This window comes from Pseudomonas sp. PI1, from assembly GCF_000812405.1.
In the GTDB taxonomy this organism is placed as follows: Bacteria; Pseudomonadota; Gammaproteobacteria; order Pseudomonadales; family Pseudomonadaceae; genus Pseudomonas; species Pseudomonas citronellolis.
On the sequence record NZ_JWMC01000030.1, the window covers coordinates 12,244 to 30,920 of the forward strand.

At 69.6% G+C, this 18,677-nt stretch carries 18 protein-coding genes and 1 pseudogene; 12 read left to right on the forward strand and 7 right to left on the reverse strand.

Annotation, left to right across the window (positions count from 1 at the left end; all coding sequences use genetic code 11):
• The first annotated feature begins 114 nt into the window (after positions 1–114).
• Positions 115–1,782: a methyl-accepting chemotaxis protein gene (locus tag RN02_RS10940; RefSeq protein WP_082033767.1), complete on the forward strand. Its 1,668-nt coding sequence runs from the start codon at positions 115–117 to the stop codon at positions 1,780–1,782.
• 531 nt (positions 1,783–2,313) lie between these two features.
• Positions 2,314–2,484, forward strand: coding sequence for a hypothetical protein (locus RN02_RS33900; RefSeq protein WP_177331052.1), 171 nt, complete (start codon positions 2,314–2,316; stop codon positions 2,482–2,484).
• Here the strand turns inward: RN02_RS33900 and RN02_RS10945 are convergent.
• Both RN02_RS10945 and RN02_RS10950 read right to left on the reverse strand, forming a co-directional pair.
• A complete protein-coding gene (locus RN02_RS10945; RefSeq protein ID WP_052267704.1) occupies positions 2,460–3,692 on the reverse strand; it encodes a CynX/NimT family MFS transporter in 1,233 nt (410 codons plus the stop codon). The two genes, RN02_RS33900 and RN02_RS10945, sit on opposite strands and share 25 nt — an antisense overlap.
• Positions 3,671–4,126, reverse strand: coding sequence for a nucleoside deaminase (locus RN02_RS10950; protein ID WP_043314512.1), 456 nt, complete (start codon positions 4,124–4,126; stop codon positions 3,671–3,673). Before RN02_RS10950 ends, RN02_RS10945 begins: the two co-directional genes overlap by 22 nt.
• Positions 4,127–4,240: 114 nt before the next feature.
• On the opposite strand from RN02_RS10950, the gene RN02_RS10955 reads away from it, so the two are divergent.
• The gene (locus tag RN02_RS10955) at positions 4,241–5,107 is read left to right on the forward strand and encodes a LysR substrate-binding domain-containing protein (RefSeq protein WP_043314513.1); all 867 of its coding nucleotides are present in this window, start codon (positions 4,241–4,243) and stop codon (positions 5,105–5,107) included.
• Here RN02_RS10955 and RN02_RS34265 read toward each other — a convergent pair.
• Positions 5,067–5,310 (reverse strand): annotated as a pseudogene (locus RN02_RS34265) (MHYT domain-containing protein); the annotation flags it as partial. The gene RN02_RS10955 and the pseudogene RN02_RS34265 sit on opposite strands and share 41 nt — an antisense overlap.
• Positions 5,311–5,398: 88 nt before the next feature.
• On the opposite strand from RN02_RS34265, the gene RN02_RS10960 reads away from it, so the two are divergent.
• Positions 5,399–6,496, forward strand: coding sequence for an FUSC family protein (locus RN02_RS10960; RefSeq protein ID WP_009622331.1), 1,098 nt, complete (start codon positions 5,399–5,401; stop codon positions 6,494–6,496).
• Between the two features lie 253 nt (positions 6,497–6,749).
• Positions 6,750–7,013 (forward strand): hypothetical protein, encoded by a 264-nt coding sequence (locus tag RN02_RS10965; protein WP_009622333.1) that lies wholly within the window; start codon positions 6,750–6,752, stop codon positions 7,011–7,013.
• A gap of 83 nt (positions 7,014–7,096) precedes the next feature.
• Here the strand turns inward: RN02_RS10965 and RN02_RS10970 are convergent, their stop codons facing one another.
• Positions 7,097–7,411: an I78 family peptidase inhibitor gene (locus tag RN02_RS10970; RefSeq protein WP_009622335.1), complete on the reverse strand. Its 315-nt coding sequence runs from the start codon at positions 7,409–7,411 to the stop codon at positions 7,097–7,099.
• A gap of 212 nt (positions 7,412–7,623) precedes the next feature.
• On the opposite strand from RN02_RS10970, the gene RN02_RS10975 reads away from it, so the two are divergent.
• From RN02_RS10975 to RN02_RS10990, 4 genes are all read left to right on the forward strand, one after another.
• Positions 7,624–7,989 carry a hypothetical protein gene (locus RN02_RS10975; protein ID WP_043314514.1) on the forward strand — a complete coding sequence of 122 codons (366 nt, stop codon included), beginning with the start codon at positions 7,624–7,626 and terminating at the stop codon, positions 7,987–7,989.
• An 853-nt stretch (positions 7,990–8,842) separates the two neighbouring features.
• Positions 8,843–10,180, forward strand: a complete 1,338-nt coding sequence (gene potE, locus RN02_RS10980) for a putrescine-ornithine antiporter (protein ID WP_009622339.1) — start codon at positions 8,843–8,845, stop codon at positions 10,178–10,180.
• Positions 10,177–11,064 (forward strand): amino acid ABC transporter substrate-binding protein, encoded by an 888-nt coding sequence (locus tag RN02_RS10985; RefSeq protein WP_043314515.1) that lies wholly within the window; start codon positions 10,177–10,179, stop codon positions 11,062–11,064. Before potE ends, RN02_RS10985 begins: the two co-directional genes overlap by 4 nt.
• 36 nt (positions 11,065–11,100) lie before the next feature.
• Entirely contained in the window at positions 11,101–11,340 is a 240-nt protein-coding gene (locus RN02_RS10990) for a TetR family transcriptional regulator C-terminal domain-containing protein (RefSeq protein WP_268872059.1), read from the forward strand.
• A 303-nt stretch (positions 11,341–11,643) separates the two neighbouring features.
• Here RN02_RS10990 and RN02_RS10995 read toward each other — a convergent pair whose 3' ends face one another.
• Entirely contained in the window at positions 11,644–13,329 is a 1,686-nt protein-coding gene (locus RN02_RS10995; RefSeq protein ID WP_043314516.1) for a 2-isopropylmalate synthase, read from the reverse strand.
• 135 nt (positions 13,330–13,464) lie between these two features.
• On the opposite strand from RN02_RS10995, the gene RN02_RS11000 reads away from it, so the two are divergent.
• The 3 genes from RN02_RS11000 (at position 13,465) to RN02_RS11010 (ending at position 16,977) form a co-directional block, all read left to right on the forward strand.
• Positions 13,465–14,229 (forward strand): AraC family transcriptional regulator, encoded by a 765-nt coding sequence (locus RN02_RS11000; protein ID WP_043271673.1) that lies wholly within the window; start codon positions 13,465–13,467, stop codon positions 14,227–14,229.
• 240 nt (positions 14,230–14,469) lie between these two features.
• Positions 14,470–14,850 carry a RidA family protein gene (locus RN02_RS11005; protein WP_043271675.1) on the forward strand — a complete coding sequence of 127 codons (381 nt, stop codon included), beginning with the start codon at positions 14,470–14,472 and terminating at the stop codon, positions 14,848–14,850.
• A 126-nt stretch (positions 14,851–14,976) separates the two neighbouring features.
• Positions 14,977–16,977, forward strand: a complete 2,001-nt coding sequence (locus tag RN02_RS11010) for a peptidase U32 family protein (protein ID WP_043314517.1) — start codon at positions 14,977–14,979, stop codon at positions 16,975–16,977.
• A gap of 49 nt (positions 16,978–17,026) precedes the next feature.
• Here RN02_RS11010 and RN02_RS11015 read toward each other — a convergent pair whose 3' ends face one another.
• Positions 17,027–18,232 (reverse strand): cytochrome c biogenesis protein DipZ, encoded by a 1,206-nt coding sequence (locus RN02_RS11015; RefSeq protein ID WP_043271679.1) that lies wholly within the window; start codon positions 18,230–18,232, stop codon positions 17,027–17,029.
• A gap of 61 nt (positions 18,233–18,293) precedes the next feature.
• Positions 18,294–18,548, reverse strand: a complete 255-nt coding sequence (locus tag RN02_RS11020) for a DUF2790 domain-containing protein (protein WP_043314519.1) — start codon at positions 18,546–18,548, stop codon at positions 18,294–18,296.
• Positions 18,549–18,677: the final 129 nt, after the last annotated feature.

An 18,677-nucleotide genomic window follows, 5' to 3' on the forward strand; every position in this document is an offset into this window, starting at 1 on the left:
CCGAAGGCAGTGATATCCCCTGGCCATTACACAAGACTGTCACATGGCTTTCATATGCTCTGCGCGTCCGAAACCCGCTCGCCAGAGCATCACAGCAGTCCGTGGTAGCCCGTGATGAAGACACTCCAAGCCCTCCTCGGCCGATTCGCCCGCTGGGAGCCCCTGCGGCGCCTGCGCATCGGCCAGCGTACCCTGCTCTGCTTCCTCTTCAGCGCGGCGCTGCTGGGAGGCGTCGGCGCCTATTGCCTGTACCAGATGGCGGCCATCCGCGCCCAGGGCGAGGCCATCGACAGCGACCAGCTGCCGAGCATCGCCCTGGCCGACAGCATCGCCCTCAACCTCGCCCAGCTGCGCGTGCGCTCCATGCAGCAGGTGGCCAACCCCGAGCCCATGGTGCGCAGCGGCAACAAGGTGATCATCGAGCAGCTGGCCCTGGACATCGAACAGGAATTCCGCGCCTACCAGACGCTGATCAGCGACGACACCGAGCGCGGCGCCATCGAGGCGCTGCACCAGGCCTTCGGCCAGTTCATCCAGACCATACGCGAGGAACAGCAACTGCTGGAGCAGCAGAAGCTGGACGAGGCGCGCACTCTGCTGATCGCCAACATCGACCAGCAGGGCGAAGCCATCGACACCCAGGTGCAGCTGCTGCGCGAACTCAACCGCCAGGCCGCGGACAGCGCCACCAGCGCGGCCGCCAGCGCCTACGCCCAGGCCCTGCGCATCGTCTGGGCGGCCCTGGGCGGCGCTCTGCTGGTCACCCTGCTACTGGCCTGGCGCCTGACGCGCAGCCTGGTGCGGCCGCTGGCCGAGGCGCTGCAGGTGGCCGAGCGCATCGCCGGCGGCGACCTCAGCCAGGGCGTGCACAGCCGCGGCCGCGACGAGGCGGCGCAGCTGCTGGAGCGCCTGGGGCGCATGCGCGACAACCTGCAGGGCACCATCCGCCAGATCGGCGAGGCCGCCGAACAGCTGGCCACCTCCAGCGAGCAGATGAGCATGGTGATGGACGAAGGCAGCCGCGGCCTACACCAGCAGCACGGCGAGATCGACAACGTCAGCCGCGCCATGAGCCAGATGAGCGCGGCGGTGGGCGACGTCGCCGAGCACGCGCAGAGCACCGCCGCGGTGGCCCGGCGCTCCAACGACGAGGCCCTGGACGGCCAGCGGCAGCTGGCCACCACCCTGGGTTCGCTGCGCGAGCTGGGCGCAGGCGTGCGCCACGCGGCGCAGCAGGCCCAGGGCCTGGCCGAGCAGACGCTGAACATCAGCAAGGTGCTGGACGTGATCCGCAGCGTCGCCGAGCAGACCAACCTGCTGGCGCTCAACGCCGCCATCGAGGCGGCCCGCGCCGGCGAGGCCGGGCGCGGCTTCTCGGTGGTGGCCGACGAGGTGCGCGCGCTGGCCAAGCGCACCGGCGACTCCACCCGCGAGATCGAACAGCTGATCGGCGCCATCCAGCAAGGCACCGGGCGCACCGTCGAGGCGCTGCAGCAGAGCGCCGAGCAGGCCGAGCACACCCAGGGCCAAGCCAGCGCCGCCGACCGCGCCCTGGCGCAGATCATCGAGGCCGCGCGCAGCATCGACGAGCGCAACCGGCGCATCGCCGAATCGGTGGAACACCAGGCCGCCATGGCCCGCGACATCGAGACCAACCTGGGCAACATCCGCGACCTGTCCAACCAGAGCGCCGCCGGTTCGCAGCAGACCAGCAGCGCCAGCCACGAACTGTCGCGCCTGGCCGTGGACCTCAGCGGCCTGGTGCAGCAGTTCCGCCTGTAGAAACGACCGTGCGCCGACCTGCTCTTCGTAGGAGCGAGCTTGCTCGCGAACGGAAGGTACCGGTGACTTCGGCGTGTTCGGCTGACTCCGCTCCCTCTCCCTAACCCTCTCCCTGAAGGGAGAGGGGACCGTTCGGAGTGCGTTGGTGTTTCGGCGTTAGCCGGCTAGCACGAAGTTGCCGACTGACGCCAAATCCATTCTCGGCACGGACAAGCCCCCTCTCCCTTCAGGGCGGGGCGCGCAGCCGAGGGCTGGGGAGAGGGCGCTCTTGCACCCAACACCGTAGCCACCGGTAAACTCCATTCGCGAGCAAGCTCGCTCCTACGAAAAGCGCATCGGCGCGGTCGGCAAGACTCTTGCGCCTGGGGTATGCCCATCTGTAGGAGCGCGCCCTGCGCGCGAATCGCGGGCAAGGCCCGCGGCTACACGAGAAGACCAGGTGCCATGACGCCGGATTTGCCCCGGATCAACCCCTTTCGAGCCGCAGCTGGCCTAGACTTGTTCCAACGACACAATGGATAAGGCCCACCCATGGACTCCTTCGGCGTCACCCTCGCAGTCATCATCTTCGGCATGTTCATGCTCGGCATCGGCTTCACCATCCGCGAGCGGGGCGCGGGCGTGCTGCTGATGTGGGGCGGCGTGCTGAGCATGCTGTCGATCATCACCTACCGCATCTACCTCGCCACCTCGGCGGTCTGAGCGCCGCGCCAGCCGTGCATCGCCCGGGCATAGCCGGCCGGGGCGAAGCGCAGGGTCACCCCCAGCATCAGCAGCACCGACAATGCCAGCAGCGTCCAGGAGGCCTGGAAGCTGCCGGTGGCGTCGCGCAGCCAGCCGGTGACGTAGGGAATGATCCCGGTGATGATGAAGCCTATGCCCTGCACGAAGGCCGCCAGGCTGCCCGCCGGGCCGGGTTCGGCCAGGTGGTCGAGGGTCAGCGTCAGGCTCAGCGCGAAGCAGGCGCCCAGGCCGTAGCCGATCAGCGCCACCCAGGCCGCCGGCAGCCCCAGGGGCGACAGCAGCAGGCCGGCGAAGCCACCGAGCTGGATCAGCAGGCACAGGCACAGCCAGGGCCGGCGGTCCGCCGAGCCGCGGCTCAGGGCCGGCATGCTCAGCGCGCCAAGCACCTGGAAGAGGGTCATCAGGCCGATCAGTTGTCCGCTGCCCTGGGCGCTCCAGCCCAGTTGCCGGTAGAACATCGGCAGCCAGGCCACCATGCTGGTGTAGCCGCCGTTAATCAGCCCGAAGTACAGCGCCAGCAGCCAGGCCCGGCGGCTGCCGAAGAAGTGTTCGCCGCGCCGCGCCACGCTGGGCACCGCCGCCTCGCGCGGGCGCACCAGGGCCCACAGCGCCAAGCCCAGCACGGCCAGCGCCACCCAGGCGCCCAGGCCCAGCTGCCAGTGCCCGGAGCTACCGGCCAGCACCGGCGCCAATACCGCGGCGGTGCCGCCGCCGGCCATCAGCGAGGCCGAGTACAGGCCCATGGCCGCCGGCACCCGCTGCGGGAACCAGCGCTTGACCACCCCCGGCACCAGGGCCTGGATGATCGCCACGCCGGTGCCGGCCAGCACCGCGCTGGCGATCAGCGCCAGGCCGCTGTCCAGCAGCAGGCGCCAGGCGCAGGCCACGGCGATGGCCAGCAGCCCGGCGAGCATGCCGCGGCTCTCGCCCAGGCGCGGGCCCACCCAGGGCAGCGCCAGGGCGAACAGGCCCATGCACAGCACCGGCAGCACGGTCAGCAGCGACGCGCCCTGGAAGCCCAGCCCGGTGGCCTGGCGGATTTCCGCGAGCAAGGGGCCGATGGAAGTGAGGATCGGCCGCAGGTTGATGCCCAGCGCGACTATGACCAGCAGGCCGATCCAGCCGACCCGCGCCTTGTCGCCGCTCACCCCTGGTGCTCCCGCCAGAAGCCGTAGAGCCCCTCCTCGTCTTCCGGGCGCAGCGGCTGCAACGGCAGCGATTGCCACTCCACGGGCTGCGCCATCTGCGCGTACACCGCCGCGGTGGACAGCCCGTAGGGCTCGCCGTCGGCGTTGGAATAGGCGTAGTAGGCGGCGCTGACGCCGCTCAGGTGCATGGCCGCCAGGCACATCGGGCACGGGTGGCCGCTGGCGTAGATCACGCAGCCTTCCAGGCGCGGGCTGCCCAGGACGCGGCCGGCCTCGCGCATGGCCAGCAGTTCGGCGTGAGCGGTGGGGTCGTGGTCCAGGTGGATGCCGTTGGCGGCGCGGGCGAGCACCTCGCCGTCGCGCACCAGCACGGCGCCGAACGGACGGCCGCCGGCCTCGACGTTGGCCCGCGCCAGGGCCAGGGCTTCGCGCATGAATGCCAGGTGTTGCATGGGGAATCCTCTTCAGCGGGGCCCGTACGACGCCCCTTTCGTCGAAAGGGATTATCCCGGCATGACCTTCCATGGTGAAATTAAATGGAAAAATGACTTCCAGTGGATTTCCAAATGCTAGACCCGACCCTGCTGCGCAGCTTCGTCATGGTGGTGGACGCCGGCAACTTCACCCGCGCCGGCGAGTGGCTGCACCTTACCCAGTCCACCGTCAGCCAGCAGATCCTGCGCCTGGAGGAACAGCTCGGCTGCCGCCTGCTGGAACGCGGGCGCCGCCAGGTGCTGCCCACCGAGGCCGGCGAGCGCCTGCTGGGCTATGCCCGGCGCATCCTCCAGCTAGGCGAGGAGGCCCGCGCCGCCCTCGGCGAGGAACACAGCGAGGGCGTGCTGCGCCTGGGTATGCCCGAGGACTTCGCCGGCGAGCGCATGATGCCGCTGCTGGCGGCCTTCGCCACGCAGCGCCCGCGCCTGCGCCTGGAGGTTTCCAGCGGCCTCAGCCACGAGTTGCTGCGCCAGTACCGCAACGGCGAGCTGGACCTGGCCCTGGTCAAGCAATGGGGCGCCGACAGCGACTGCCTGGCGCGCTGGCCCGAGCCGCTGTGCTGGCTGGACAGCGCCGCCAACCCGGCGGCCGCCCGCGAGCCGCTGCCGCTGGTGGCCTTCCCGCTCGGCGCGCTGTACCGCCAGGAGATGATCCACTCCCTGGAGGCCCAGGGCCGGCGCTGGCGCATCGCCTACGGCAGCGCCGCCCTGGCCAGCCTGTCGGCGGCGGTGGCCGCGGGCCTGGGCGTCAGCCTGCTGCCACAGCGCTGCCGGTCGCCGGCGCACCGGGTGCTCGGCGCCGCCGAGGGCTTCGCGGAAATCACCGGCCTGGAACTGGCGCTCTACGCCCGCGCCGACCTGCCCAGCGCCGGCCGCAGCCTGTGCGAACAACTGCGCGAGCTGTGCGCACCTCCAGGCAGGCGTCGAGCACGGAGGTGAGCAGCGCGATGGCGAGGATGGCCAGGGTCACGGGGATCACCAGCAGCGCCAGCCAGCCGCTGTCCAGCCCGGCCGGCGACCACCAGGGGCAGGCCGAACAACAGCGGGTCGTAGTCGATGCCCGGCTGCATGAGCATGGCGTACATGCCCAGGTAGCGCATGCCGGCGATGCCGCAGCCCCAAGCGCCAGTACCTTCAACCAGATGCATTTCCCTGCCGGGGCGCCGCCGGGTTTGCCGCTCGTCGGCCACAACACCTAAGCTGAGCAGGTCCACTCCGCGAGGAACCCCCTTGGCGAACATCCTGCAATCCCTGGCCCTGCCCTGGCGCCGCCTGGCCAACCCCTATACGCGCTACCGCTACGCCGCCTGGATCCATTGCGTGCGCGTCGGCCTGGCGCTGCTGGCCTCCATCCTGCTGACCACCGGCATCGACATCCCCCACGGCCTCTGGGCCTCGGTCACGGTGCTGGTGGTGATGGGCGGGCTGGTGCACCAGGGCACCATCCGCGGCAAGTCCCGCGACCGCATCCTGGGCACCCTGCTGGGCGCCGCCGTGGGCCTGGCGATCATCCTGGTGCACAACCTCAGCGGCTCCAGCGTGCTGGTCTACCTGCTGATGTCGCTGGCCGGCGCCGTGGCCGCCTTCTACGCCATCCGCCGCCCCGGCTACGTGGCGCTGCTGGCGGGCATCACCATGTGCACCGTGGCCGGGCATGGCGACAACAGCATGACCGAGGGCCTCTGGCGCATGCTCAACGTGCTGATCGGCGTGGCCCTGGCGCTGGTCTTCGCGCAGATCTACCCGCTGCGCGCGGTCTACGTCTGGCGCTACCTGCTGTCGGACAACCTGCGCGCCTGCGCCCGCCTGTTCGGCCAGCTGAGCAGCAGCGCCGACCTGCGCGCCGAGCACTTCGCCAGCCAGCTGGAGGAACTGGACCAGCGCCTGGTGGCCTCCCGCGCGCACCTGGCGCCGGTGGCGCGGGAAACCGGCATGCCGCTGCGCGAACTGGAACTGATCCAGCGCGCCCACCGGGCCATCATGGGCACCCTGGAATCGCTGCTCGCCTCGCGCCAGTTCGCCGCCCAGGCCGGCGACATCGCCCCGCCGCCCGCCGACCTGGAGCCCATGCGCCAAGCCATCGGCCGCCTGCTGCTGCAATCGGCCCACGCCCTGAAGTTCAGCCGCACCTCGCGCCTGGTCCAGGAATGCCAGGGCAGCGGCCACCTGCCGCCGCGCCCGCAGAGCCTGGCCGGCTCCTTCGAGGTACAGGGCTTCTACTGGCTGACCCTGCGCCTGTACGAGCAGGTGGAACAGCTCTCCGCACAACTGGCCGGCAGCGCCGCGCACTGGAACATCCAGAGCCGCGACCGGGTGCCGGCGCGGTGAGTCTTCGGGCGCCCACTGCGGTGTCGGGAAACTACAACTCCAATTGCGCCGGCGCTATGCCGAGCGCACTGGCGATGCGCTGTAGCGCGAAAAAAATGACACGTCCGGCAAAAGGCAAGGTCGAAACAGGCGTCAGGTATTCCTGACCGCCCCGATCGGCATCGGGTGAAGCGCCATCCACGGACCCGCAGGCTCGCCCTGCCAAGGCCCTGCGCCCTCAGGTTCATGGTGAACCCATCCAGGAGACAGCCCCATGAAGAAGATCGCCCTCGTCCTCGCCGCCACCCTTGCCCTGCCGCTGGCGGCCATGGCCGACAGCAAGCTCTGCGACGCCAACCTGACGCAGTTGAAGGACTTCATCGCCACGGCCAGCAAGAACGCCACGGGCGTGAAGGTCAACGTGGTCCAGGAGCATATCGACCAGGCCGAGAAGGCCCGCGCCGCCGGCGACTACGAGTCCTGCGTGAACCACACCACCCAGGCGCTGCGCATCATCCGCAAACCGGCCAACCGCTGACCGGGCTCTACCAGTGCGGGAGCCCACACCGGGCTCCCGTCACCCCGCGCCCGGGCATTGCACGCCGGGCGCCGTTTTTCGCCTCAACCGCAGTTGAGCCCGCGCACTATTTCGCTGTCGTCGACATTGATGTTCAGGCGCTGCGAGTTGTATTCCAGGGTCACCGCATCATGGGGGTGCAGCGCACGTGCGCTCTGCGCGCCGGAGTCGCGCCGGGCCTGCTCCACCAGCGCCTGGGACAGCGGCTTGCCGACCAGCGACTGCACCGCCCCGGCATTGCAGCGACCGGTTTCGGGCGCGGCGGCGGCCGGGGATTCGGCGGGCTTGTCGGCACTGCTGCAACCGGCCAGCAGGATGGCGCCGAACAGCATGGCCGGCAGGGCTCGATTCAAGGGCATAAAGCCTCCTTGGCTTGAGGGAAAACCGCAACCATAACAAGCCGCGCCGCAGCCGGCCCGGTTTTTGTGTTGCCGGCTGCATCGAATCGGCCCCGGAACGACCGTACGGCGCCCTTTACACAGGATTTACACAGCGCCGGTTACACTTTGCGGGAACAGAATGTCTTAGAAGTATCCGGCCCCCAGGCCGGGAATTTCAGGAGGTAAGACAGATGATTCGCCGGATCCCGCAACTCGCCCTGGTGGTGTGCGCGTCCTTCGCCCTGGCCGGGCAGGCATCGGCCAACAGCAATACCGATGCGGCGGCCATCGGCGCGGTGGTCGGCGCCGTCGTGGGTGGCGCTGTCGTCGCCGGCGCCTCCGCGCCGCCTGCCCCGGTCTACGTGCAACCTGCCCCGCCGCCGGCGGCCTACTATCCGCCGGCCCCGGTGTACTACGCTCCGCCGCCGCCTCCGGTGGCCGTGGTGGTGGCGCCGCCGGTGCGCTATTACCGGCCGGTGTACTACGGGCCGGCGTACTATGGGCCGCGTTATTACGGGCCGCCCCATGGTTACTATCGTGGGTATCGGCATTGGTAATCGTGCCTGAGTCTGGAAGAGCGCCGTTTCCTGTTGAAGGGAACGGCGTTTTTTCTGGGGCATGTTTTGTTTGCATCCTGAACCTTGGCCCCGCGTTCCTGACCTTCCCTCGTCATTCCCGCGAACGCGGAAGCCAGTGGCTTGGGGGCTTGGTGTAGCGCGCCGCTCCGAGTCTGCCCGACCGTCTTGTTTCGCCCCCTCGGGCGAGTCCCTTTTGTCAGTCGCCACAAAAGGAACCAAAAAGGCTTGCCCCGACATACGGGCCCGACACAGTCGGGCTACCCTCACGAACTCCCCCGCCACGGAGGCCCGCCCCGAGGGTACGTCTCTGTAGCCCATCGGGGCTCTCGCGACATCCATGTCGCATGACCTCCTGAGCGCCGGTTTCGCTCGGCCTGCTGAAGGGGCGCTCCGGTGCGCTCGGCTATTTCTCTGGAAATCCAAATCGCGGACAAGGTCCGCTCCTACGGTTACAGGAAGCACAGCTTTTCGTAGGATGGCGTTGAGCGAAGCGATACCCATCGCCGTGACCGCATGAGCACCTCGGCAAAAGACAGTTGCTCCTACGGTTCCAGGAAGCACGGGCGTAGGAGCGGACCTTGTCCGCGATTGGATTCACCGGCCACGCCGGACGCCCCGGCGGCACGAACGGCCCCCTCTCCCTCCGGGAGAGGGCTGGGGTGAGGGCAACGGACTGCACCGCCACTCCGCTGCCAACCTGTACTCCGCTCCCCCGCAAATGCCACCCCAATCCCATTCCTGAAAAACACCCCGCCACTCGATGGCCGCCCCGCCAGGCCGTGCCTATTCTTTGAGCATTCCGCCGCTTCGCTCACCGCCCCAGGAGGCCTGCATGGCCACGACCAGGAAGATGGGCCTCACCGGGCTGACCACCCTGGTGATGGTCAACATGATGGGCTCGGGGATCATCATGCTGCCCTCCAGCATGGCCCAGCTGGGCGCGGTCTCGCTGCTGTCGTGGGTGTTCACCGCCGTAGGCTCCATGGCCATCGCCTACTGCTTCGCCCAGTGCGGCATCTACTGCCCGCGCTCCGGCGGCATGTCCGCCTACAGCGAGGAGGCCCATGGCAAGTCGGCGTTCTTCCTCTGCTCGTACCTGTATTTCCTGTCCCTAGTGATCAGCAACGTCGCCATCAGCCTTTCCGCGGTGGGCTACCTGACGCCCTTCTTCCCCTGGCTGGGCAGCGGCTCGGTGCCCCTGCTCCTCGGGACACTGGGGCTGATCTGGCTGACCACCCTGGCCAACTTCGGCGGCCCGCGGATCACCGGGCGGCTGGGCTCGGTCACCGTCTGGGGGGTGATCATCCCGGTGGCCGGGCTGGGCTTCTTCGGCTGGTTCTGGTTCCGCCCCGAGGTCTTCGCCGCCGCCTGGAACCCCAACGACCTGCCGGTCAGCCAGGCGATCACCGACAGCATCCCGCTCACGCTCTGGGCCTTCCTCGGCATGGAGTCGGCGGCGCAGAACTCCGACGCGGTGGACAACCCCAAGCGCAACGTGCCGCTGGCCTGCCTGCTGGGCACCCTGGGCGCGGCGGTGGTGTACGTGCTGTCCACCACCGTGATCCAGGGCCTGGTGCCGAACCCGGAGCTGGCCAACTCCAGCGCGCCCTTCGCCCTGGCCTATGCGCGCCTGTTCAACGACGGCGTGGGCAACCTGGTAATGGCCCTGGCGGTGATGGCTTGCGTCGGTTCGCTGCTGGGCTGGCAGTTCACCCTGGCCGAGACGGCCAAGGTCACCGCCGCCCAGGGCCTGTTCCCGCAGCTGTTCACCCGCGTCACCAACGCCGGCGCGCCCCTGGCCGGGCTGGTCACCTGCGCGGTGCTGCAGAGCCTGATCGCCCTGTCGACCATCTCGCCCAACGCCACCGCGCAGTTCAACAAGCTGGTGAACCTGGCGGCGGTCACCAACATCATCCCCTACATCACCTCGCTGACCGGGCTGGTGGTGATCCTCTACAAGGCCGGCGTCGGCCTGGAGCTGGTGCGCCGCAACACCGCCGTGATGCTGGTCGCCGCCTGCTACTGCTTCTACGCGCTCTATGCCTCGGGGCTGGAAGCGGTGTTCGGCGCGGCCCTGGTGATGGTGGTCGGCTACCTGCTGTTCGGCTTCATCGCCAAGCGCTTCGTCAAGGCCTACGAGCGCCTCGCCGCGCCGCCGGAGTCGCCATGAACCGCCTGCTCGTTCCCCTGCTCGCGCTGCTGTTGCTGGTGCCCGCCGCCCAGGCCGGCACCCTGGCGCGCATCCAGGCCAGCCATACCCTGACGCTGGGCTTTCTGGCCGACAACGCGCCCTTCTCCGAGGGCGACGAGCGCACGGCCAGCGGCTACGCCATCGACCTGTGCCAGGCGCTGGTCGCCCGTCTGCGCAGCGAGCCGGGCCTGGGCGACCTGCAGGTGCGCTACCGCCCGCTGCCCCTGGAGCAGGCCCTGGAAGCCGTGCACGGCGGCCAGGTCGACCTGTTCTGCAGCCCGCTGGTGGAAACCCTGCAGCGCCGCGAGCTGGTCAGCTTCTCGCTGCCGGTGTTCACCGCCGGCCTCGGGGTGATCCTCCGCCGCGACGCCGACCCCACCCTGCTGGCCGCGCTCAGCGGCGCCCCGCGCGAACGCACCCCGACCTGGCGGGCAACCATCAACCAGGGGCTGAACCGGCGCAGCTTCGCCGTGCTGCGCGGCAGCACCAACCTGCAATGGGCGCAGCAGCAGGTCCGCGCCCTGGGCCTGCAGTCGCGCCTGGAAGAGGTCGGCAGCTACCAGGAAGGCGTCGAGCGCGTGCTGCGCCGCCAGGTGGACGCCTTCTTCGGCGAGCGCCTGTCGCTGCTCAACTACCAGGCCCGCTCGGCCCAGGGCGACCGCCTGCAGGTCTCCGAGCATCTGTTCGAAGTGGCCCGCGTCGCCCTAGCCCTGCCCCGCGACGACGACGCCTTCCGCCTGCTGGTGGACCGCGCCATCAGCGAGACCCTGCGCGGCCCCGGCGGCGAGGCGCTGTACAGCCGCTACTTCGGCCGGCCCTCGGAACAGCAACGCATGCTGCTGCGCCTGTACACCCTGCCCTGAGGCGGCGCAAGGTCCAGGGGACAAGGCCTCGCCTGCCTGCGCAGCTGGATGGAGCGCGGCCTGATCGCCGCGGCCGACCCGCAGCACCTGCTGCTGTTCCTCTGGTCGGCCACCCAGGCGCATACCCACTTCGGCTGGCAGGCCTCGCTGATCACCGGCAAGGCCCGGCCGGCGGAGGCGGACTACCGGGCGGTGGCTGAAAGCGTGAGCCGGCTGGTGCTGGGTGCCCTTGCCATGGATGGTGCGCGGGGGCGGTTGCGGCCTTTTCCGCTTTAGTGGGCGGCGGGCTTTCGTAGGAGCGAGCTTGCTAGTGAACCGGCTTCACTGGTGATTTCAGTGCACTCGGTTAACTCTGCTCCCTCTCCCTAACCCTCTCCCTGAAGGGAGAGGGGACCGTTCGGAGCGCTTGGGTGTTCTGGAGTTAGCCGGCAGCACCGAAAGTTTCCGGCTGAACCATCACCTCTCTCGGCACGGACAAGCCCCCTCTCCCTTCAGGGAGAGGGCCGGGGAGAGGGTGCTCCTGAACCCAACACCACAGCCACCCCGTTCGCGAGCAAGAACTAGGCGTCCCCCTCGCTCCTACAAAAAGCCACCAGGCACTACACGTCCCCCAGCAAAGCGCGACACCGCACAAAGCACAGCTTGAATCGACGCGCTGACGATGTTGGCATGGCAACCGGCGCCGAAGCGCGTGCCCGGCTCGCCCGGCCAGGCCACTTCCACCAGCGCCAGGGCCTGGGCGTCGGCGCCGCCGCCGAGGCTGCGTTCCTCGTAGCCGTCGATGCGGATCGGCAGGCCCAGGGCCGCCACGGCGGCGTCGATCGGGCCGTTGCCCACGCCCTGCAACTGTCGGCGGCGGCCGTCGGCCAGTTCCACCTCCAGCACTATGCCCTGCCCGCCCTCGGCCTCGAACAGCCGGTGGCCGACGTAGGCCAGGGCGCCGCCGGGCCGCGCCGGGGCCAGGTAGGTCTGGGCGAACAGTTGCCACAGCGCCTCGCTGCTCAGCTCGGTCTCGCTGCTGTCAGCCTGGCGCTGCACGATGGCGCTGAACTCCACCTGCATCCGCCTCGGCATCACCACGCCATGGTCGCGCTGCAGCAGGTAGGCGATGCCGCCCTTGCCCGACTGGCTGTTGACCCGCACGATGCTGTCGTAGGTACGCCCCAGGTCCCGGGGGTCGATCGGCAGGTAGGGCACTTCCCAGAAGCCATCCGCGGCCTGGGCGGCGAAGCCCTTGGCGATGGCGTCCTGGTGCGAGCCGGAGAAGGCGGTGAACACCAGGTCGCCGACATAGGGATGCCGTGGGTGGATCGGCAACCCCGTGCAGGCCTCGGCCACCCGCGCCACGCCGGCGATATCACTGAAATCCAGGCCCGGGTGGATGCCCTGGGTGTAGAGGTTCAGCGCCAGGGTCACCAGGTCGAGGTTGCCGCTGCGCTCGCCGTTGCCGAACAGGCAGCCCTCCACCCGCTGCGCGCCGGCCAGCAGCGCCTGCTCGGCGCAGGCCACGCCGGTGCCGCGGTCGTTGTGCGGGTGCACCGACAGCACCACGTGCTCGCGGTGTTCCAGGCGCTGGTGCATCCACTCGATCTGGTCGGCGAAGACGTTGGGCGTGGCCACTTCCACGGTGGTCGGCAGGTTGACGATGATCGGCCTTCCGGGACCGGCGTCCCAGGTGCGGATGGCGGCATTGCACATGCGCAGCGACACCTCCAGCTCGGCCATGCAGAAGGTCTCCGGCGAGTACTGCAGCACCCATTCGGTCTGCGGGTGCGCCGCCACCTTCTCCTTCAGCAGTTGCACGTGGCGCACCACCAGTTGCTCCACCTCGTCCACCGAAAGGCCGAACACCACGCGCCGCCACACCGGGGCGATGGCGTTGTACAGGTGCACGATCACCCGCCGCGCGCCGGCCACGGCGCGCACGGTCTCGTCGATCAGGTCTTCGCGCAGCTGGGTCATCACCATGGGCGTGACGTCGTCGGGGATGCCGCCCTCGTCGATCAGTTGGCGGATGATCGCGAAGTCGGTGCGCGAGGCGGCCGGGAAGCCCACCTCGATCTCCTTGAAGCCCAGCCGCACCAGTTCGGCGAACAGGCGCAGCTTGCGCTCGCGGTTCATGGGTTCGAACAGCGCCTGGTTGCCGTCGCGCAGGTCGGTGGACAGCCACACCGGAGCCTGGACGATGGTCTGCGACGGCCAGCGGCGGTTGGGCAGGTCGATGGCGGGGAACGGGCGGTACTTGGTTTGTGGGTTCGCTTGCATGGTCTGGCCTCGAACGGGTGTTCGGGCCCAGCATAGGCGGGGCGCAGCCGTCCAACTCGCGCCAAAGGGTCCATCGTTGTCGCGAAAGGGTCATCCTGCGCTAAGCTCGCCCTTCCCCCGCAACGGACGCGCCCCATGGTCGACCACGCCAGCCTGCCCTACGAATCCCTGGAGATGCCGGTCACCGGCGTCGCCATCGACTACCCAAGCGGCCACGTGGTGCCGCCCCACAGCCACCCGCGGGCGCAGCTGATCTACGCCATCGAGGGCGTGCTGGTGGTGGAGACCCCGGCGGGGCGCTGGGTGACGCCGCCGACCCGCGGCGTCTGGCTGCAGGCGGGCGTCGAACACTCGCTACGCATGCGCGGCGTGACGCGGGTGCGCAGCCTGTTCGTCAACCCCGACGCCATCGACGGCCTGCCGGTCGGCGACTGCGTGATCGACGTGTCGCCGCTGCTGCGCGAACTCATCCAGGCCGCCACCCAGGTGCCCGGGCGCTACGCAAGCGACAGCCGCGACGGCCGCCTGATGCGCTTCCTGCTCGACGAACTGCGCAGCCTGCCGGTGCTGCCCTTCCACCTGCCCTGGCCGGACGACGAGCGCATCGCCCGGGTCTGCCGCGCCCTGGCGGAAAACCCGGCGCAGGGCAGCAGCGCCGAGCACTGGGCCGAGCAACTGGCGATGAGCCCGAAGACCTTCCACCGCCGCTTCCAGCGCAGCACCGGCATCACCTTCGGCCGCTGGCGCCAGCAGGCGCGCCTGCTGCTCTCCCTGGAAGCCCTGGCCCAGGGCCTGCCGGTGCTGGAAGTGGCGCTGCAGCACGGCTACGACAGCCAGAGCGCCTTCGCCGCTGCCTTCCGCCGACAGTTCGGCGTGGCGCCCTCGGCCTTCTACCGCTGACCTGGACGTAGGGCGAATAACCGTTCGCGGTTATCCGCCGCTACACCGAGGCCACGATCGACGCCAAGGTCGGCCCCGGCGCCGCCGGGAATCAAGGCCAAACGGCGGATAACGCCGTAGGCGTTATGCGCCCTACGTCCCGGCCCCGGCGTTGCCCGATGTGCGGTCCCGCGCGGATGACGCCACCGGCCCCGGCGGGTAAGCTGCCGCCCCTCGTCCCACCCGCAGAAAGAGGCCCCCATGGCGAACAACGACCTCAGCTTCCTCCCCGACGCCGACCCGCAGTCGATCTCTTCCGACGTCGCCGGCTTCGGCGGCCTGCTGGTCTCTACCCAGATCCCCACCCGCGAGGACGGCAGCCTGGAGCTGGGCGGCATCGTCGAGCAGAGCGAGTGCACCCTGCGCGCGCTGAAAAGCGCCCTGGAACGCGCCGGCAGCTCCATGGAGCGCGTGCTGCACCTGACCATCTACCTCACCGACATGGCCGACCGCGCCGCCTTCAACGAGGTCTACCAGCGCTTCTTCGCCAAGCCCTGGCCGGTGCGCGCCGCCGTCGGCGTGGCCGCCCTGGCGGTGGAAGGCATGCGCGTGGAAGTCACCGCGCTGGCCGCCAAGGCCTGATGCCGCCGCGGCGCCGCCCGGCACCCCGCCGGACGGCGCCGCCATCGGGCAGCGCACGGGTGCCGCGCCGGCGTTTCGCCGCTACAATGCGCGCCTTGCCGTGTCACGCCTGATGAAGAAGAAACCATGTCCCTGCCCAAGAACCATCTGGAACTGCTCAGCCCTGCCCGCGATGCGAGCATCGCCCGCGAGGCCATCCTGCATGGAGCCGATGCCGTGTACATCGGCGGCCCGAGCTTCGGCGCCCGGCACAACGCCTGCAACGAGGTGAGCGACATCGCCCGGCTGGTGGAATTCGCCCACCGCTACCGCGCGCGCATCTTCGTCACCATCAACACCATCCTCCACGACGACGAGCTGGAGCCGGCCCGCGCGCTGATCCACCAGCTCTACGACGCCGGCGTCGACGCGCTGATCGTGCAGGACCTGGGCGTGCTCGACCTGGACATCCCGCCAATCGAACTGCACGCCAGTACCCAGACCGACATCCGCACCCTGGGCCGGGCCAAGTTCCTCGACCAGGCCGGCTTCTCCCAGCTGGTGCTGGCCCGCGAGCTGAACCTGAAGGAAATCCGCGCCATCGCCGACGAAACCGACGCGGCCATCGAGTTCTTCATCCACGGCGCGCTCTGCGTGGCCTTCTCCGGCCAGTGCAACATCTCCCACGCGCAGACCGGGCGCAGCGCCAACCGCGGCGACTGCTCCCAGGCCTGCCGCCTGCCCTACACACTGAAGGACGACCAGGGCCGCGTGGTGGCCTTCGAGAAACACCTGCTGTCGATGAAGGACAACAACCAGAGCGCCAACCTCAGCGCCCTGGTCGACGCCGGCGTGCGCTCCTTCAAGATCGAAGGGCGCTACAAGGACATGGGCTATGTGAAGAACATCACCGCCTACTACCGCCAGCGCCTGGACGGCATCCTCGCCGAGCGCCCGGACCTGGCCCGCGCCTCCAGCGGCCGCACCGAGCACTTCTTCCTGCCCGACCCGGACAAGACCTTCCACCGCGGCAGCACCGACTACTTCGTCAACGAGCGCAAGGTGGACATCGGCGCCTTCGACTCGCCGACCTTCACCGGCCTGCCGGTGGGTGTGGTGGAAAAGGTCGGCAAGCGCGACCTGATCGTCGCCACCGAGCAGCCGCTGTCCAACGGCGACGGCCTCAACGTGCTGGTCAAGCGCGAGGTGGTGGGCTTCCGCGCCAACATCGCCGAGCCGAAGGGTGAATTCGAGGAAGACGGCGAGAAGCGCTACCGCTACCGCGTCGAGCCCAACGAAATGCCCGAGGGCCTGTACCGTCTGCGCCCCAACCACCCGCTGTCGCGCAACCTCGACCACAACTGGCAGCAGGCCCTGCTCAAGACCTCCGCCGAGCGCCGCGTGGGCCTGGACTGGCAGGCCCGCCTGCGCGAGGAACGCCTGGAGCTGACCGCCACCAGCGAGGAAGGCGTGAGCGTCAGCGTCGCCCTGGACGGCCCCTTCGGCGTGGCCAACAAGCCGGAACAGGCCCTGGAGCAACTGCACGACCTGCTCGGCCAGCTGGGCACTACCCAGTACCACGCCGAGCGCATCGAGCTGGATGCGCCGCAGGCATTCTTCATCCCCAACTCGCAGCTCAAGGCCCTGCGCCGCGAGGCCATCGAGGCGCTCACCGCCGCCCGCGTCGCCGCCCACCCGCGCGGCAGCCGCAAGGCCGAGACGAACCCGCCGCCGGTGTACCCCGAGGCGCACCTGTCGTTCCTGGCCAACGTGTACAACCACAAGGCCCGCGAGTTCTACCACCGCCACGGCGTACAGCTGATCGACGCGGCCTACGAGGCCCACGAGGAAGCCGGCGAGGTGCCGGTGATGATCACCAAGCACTGCCTGCGCTTCTCCTTCAACCTGTGCCCGAAGCAGGCCAAGGGCGTCACCGGCGTGCGCACCAAGGTCGCGCCCATGCAGCTGGTGCACGGCGACGAGGTGCTGACGCTGAAGTTCGACTGCAAACCCTGCGAGATGCACGTGATCGGCAAGATGAAGGGCCACATCCTCGACCTGCCGCAGCCGGGCAGCGCGGTCAGCCAGGTGGTCGGCCAGATCAGCCCGGAAGACCTGCTCAAGACCATCCGCCGCGCGCCGCACTGAGGCCCCAACACGACAGCGCGGGGCGGCCCCATGACCGCCCCGCCGCTGTTCAGCCCGCCGGCTGCCCGCGCTCCTTGAGGAGTTGGCGGATGATCGCCTCCTGCCCCTGGTAATCGCCTTCGCCCACGTGCTGGTAGCGCACGTGGCCCTTGGCATCGATGAAGTAGTGCGCCGGCCAGTACTGGTTGGCGAAGGCGTTCCAGATGCGGTACTGGTTGTCCAGCGCCACCGGGTAGTGGATGTCGTTGCGCGCCACGGCCTTCGCCACGTTCGCTGGGATGCGTTCGTAGGGATACTCCGGGGTGTGCACGCCGATCACCACCAGGCCCTGGTCGGCATACCGCTTCGCCCACTGGTTGACATACGGCAGGGTGTGCTGGCAGTTGATGCAGTCGTAGGTCCAGAAGTCCACCAGCACCACCTTGCCGCGCAACGCTTCGCTGGTCAGCGGCGCGCTGTTGAGCCACTGCACGGCGCCGTCCAGGCTGGGCATGGCGCCCAGGTCGGCCAGGTCGGCGGCGCTGGCACTGGGCATCAGTTTGTCGAGCAGCTTGGGCACACCATCCAGAACTTTGTGCTCCAGCACGGCCAGGGTGCGCGAGGCGCCGGAACCCACCAGCTGCGCGCTGGCGCCGCTGCCGATGACCACCACCGCCAGCAGGGCCAGGGCCCCTGCCCCGCGACGCAGCCACTCCAGCGCACCCAGCGACGGGCGCAGGCGCTGGTACAGGCCGCGACCGAGGAACAGCGCGGCGCCCAGGGCGACGGCGCTGCCCAGCCCGTAGGCGAACAGCAGCAGGCTGGTGGACGCATTGGGCCCCTGGAGCATGGCCCCGGAGAGGATCAGCCCGAGAATGGGCCCGGCGCAGGGCGCCCACAGCAGGCCGGCGGCGAAGCCCAGCAGCCAGGCGGACAGCGCCGGCGGCAGGCCACGGGCCTGGCCGTGCAGGCGGTCGCCGAGCCAGGCCCAGGGCCGCGAAATCCAGGTGCCGAAGCGTGGCGACAGCAGCGCCAGGGCGGACAGCCCGAGCAGCCCCAGGGCCAGGTAGCGGCCGACCTCGCTGGCCTCCACCACCCAGGCGCTGGACACCGCCGCCAGGCTGGCCAGCACGGCGAAGCCGCTGGCCAGGCCCGCCAGGGTCAGCAGCGGCGACCAGGCCGGCCCGCCGGCGCGCTGCAGCAACAACGGCAATACGGGAAGGATGCAGGGGCTGAGCAGGGTCAGCACCCCGCCGAGAAAGGCGATGATCAGCATGGGAATCTCCTTTTGAAAGGGGCTGGAGCGGCAGGGCCATCCCTGGCCGGGGCGGCGTGCATCAACCGCCTTCGTTGCAGTCGCTGGAGAACTTCTGGTAGGCCAGGCTGTGGGGCTGGCCGTTGGAGTCCAGGTAGTCCATGCGCGCCTGCACCACCTGGCAGCTGCCGGGGTCTTCGTGCAGGGCCAGGACCTTCTTCACGTCCAGCTGCTGGCCGTAGTGGTACTGCTCCACCGGCTCGGGAGCGCTGGCGGCGAAGCTGGCCAGGGGCGCGGCGAAGGCGAACAGGGCGGCGGCAAGAGTCAGGGTTTTCATGGCGGTGTCCTCAGTGTGGGTTCGTGGCGCGGAGGCCTTGTGCCTTCCGCTTGGTGCCCATTTCACCCGCCGCGGGTATCCCGCCTGTGTCCGCCGCCGCCCGCGAATGCCGCCCCAGGTATCGGCGCG

What these genes read in the sequence shown, in the direction of transcription:
- RN02_RS10940 (WP_082033767.1), top strand. Translation starts at nt 115, where the DNA reads ATGAAGACACTCCAAGCCCTCCTCGGCCGATTCGCCCGCTGGGAGCCC.
- RN02_RS10995 (WP_043314516.1), bottom strand. Translation starts at nt 13,329, where the DNA reads ATGCAAGCGAACCCACAAACCAAGTACCGCCCGTTCCCCGCCATCGAC.
- RN02_RS10970 (WP_009622335.1), bottom strand. Translation starts at nt 7,411, where the DNA reads ATGCCCTTGAATCGAGCCCTGCCGGCCATGCTGTTCGGCGCCATCCTG.
- potE (WP_009622339.1), top strand. Translation starts at nt 8,843, where the DNA reads ATGGCCACGACCAGGAAGATGGGCCTCACCGGGCTGACCACCCTGGTG.
- RN02_RS10965 (WP_009622333.1), top strand. Translation starts at nt 6,750, where the DNA reads ATGAAGAAGATCGCCCTCGTCCTCGCCGCCACCCTTGCCCTGCCGCTG.
- RN02_RS11005 (WP_043271675.1), top strand. Translation starts at nt 14,470, where the DNA reads ATGGCGAACAACGACCTCAGCTTCCTCCCCGACGCCGACCCGCAGTCG.
- RN02_RS33900 (WP_177331052.1), top strand. Translation starts at nt 2,314, where the DNA reads ATGGACTCCTTCGGCGTCACCCTCGCAGTCATCATCTTCGGCATGTTC.
- RN02_RS10950 (WP_043314512.1), bottom strand. Translation starts at nt 4,126, where the DNA reads ATGCAACACCTGGCATTCATGCGCGAAGCCCTGGCCCTGGCGCGGGCC.
- RN02_RS11020 (WP_043314519.1), bottom strand. Translation starts at nt 18,548, where the DNA reads ATGAAAACCCTGACTCTTGCCGCCGCCCTGTTCGCCTTCGCCGCGCCC.
- RN02_RS10955 (WP_043314513.1), top strand. Translation starts at nt 4,241, where the DNA reads ATGCTAGACCCGACCCTGCTGCGCAGCTTCGTCATGGTGGTGGACGCC.
- RN02_RS11000 (WP_043271673.1), top strand. Translation starts at nt 13,465, where the DNA reads ATGGTCGACCACGCCAGCCTGCCCTACGAATCCCTGGAGATGCCGGTC.
- RN02_RS11010 (WP_043314517.1), top strand. Translation starts at nt 14,977, where the DNA reads ATGTCCCTGCCCAAGAACCATCTGGAACTGCTCAGCCCTGCCCGCGAT.
- RN02_RS10975 (WP_043314514.1), top strand. Translation starts at nt 7,624, where the DNA reads ATGATTCGCCGGATCCCGCAACTCGCCCTGGTGGTGTGCGCGTCCTTC.
- RN02_RS11015 (WP_043271679.1), bottom strand. Translation starts at nt 18,232, where the DNA reads ATGCTGATCATCGCCTTTCTCGGCGGGGTGCTGACCCTGCTCAGCCCC.
- RN02_RS10985 (WP_043314515.1), top strand. Translation starts at nt 10,177, where the DNA reads ATGAACCGCCTGCTCGTTCCCCTGCTCGCGCTGCTGTTGCTGGTGCCC.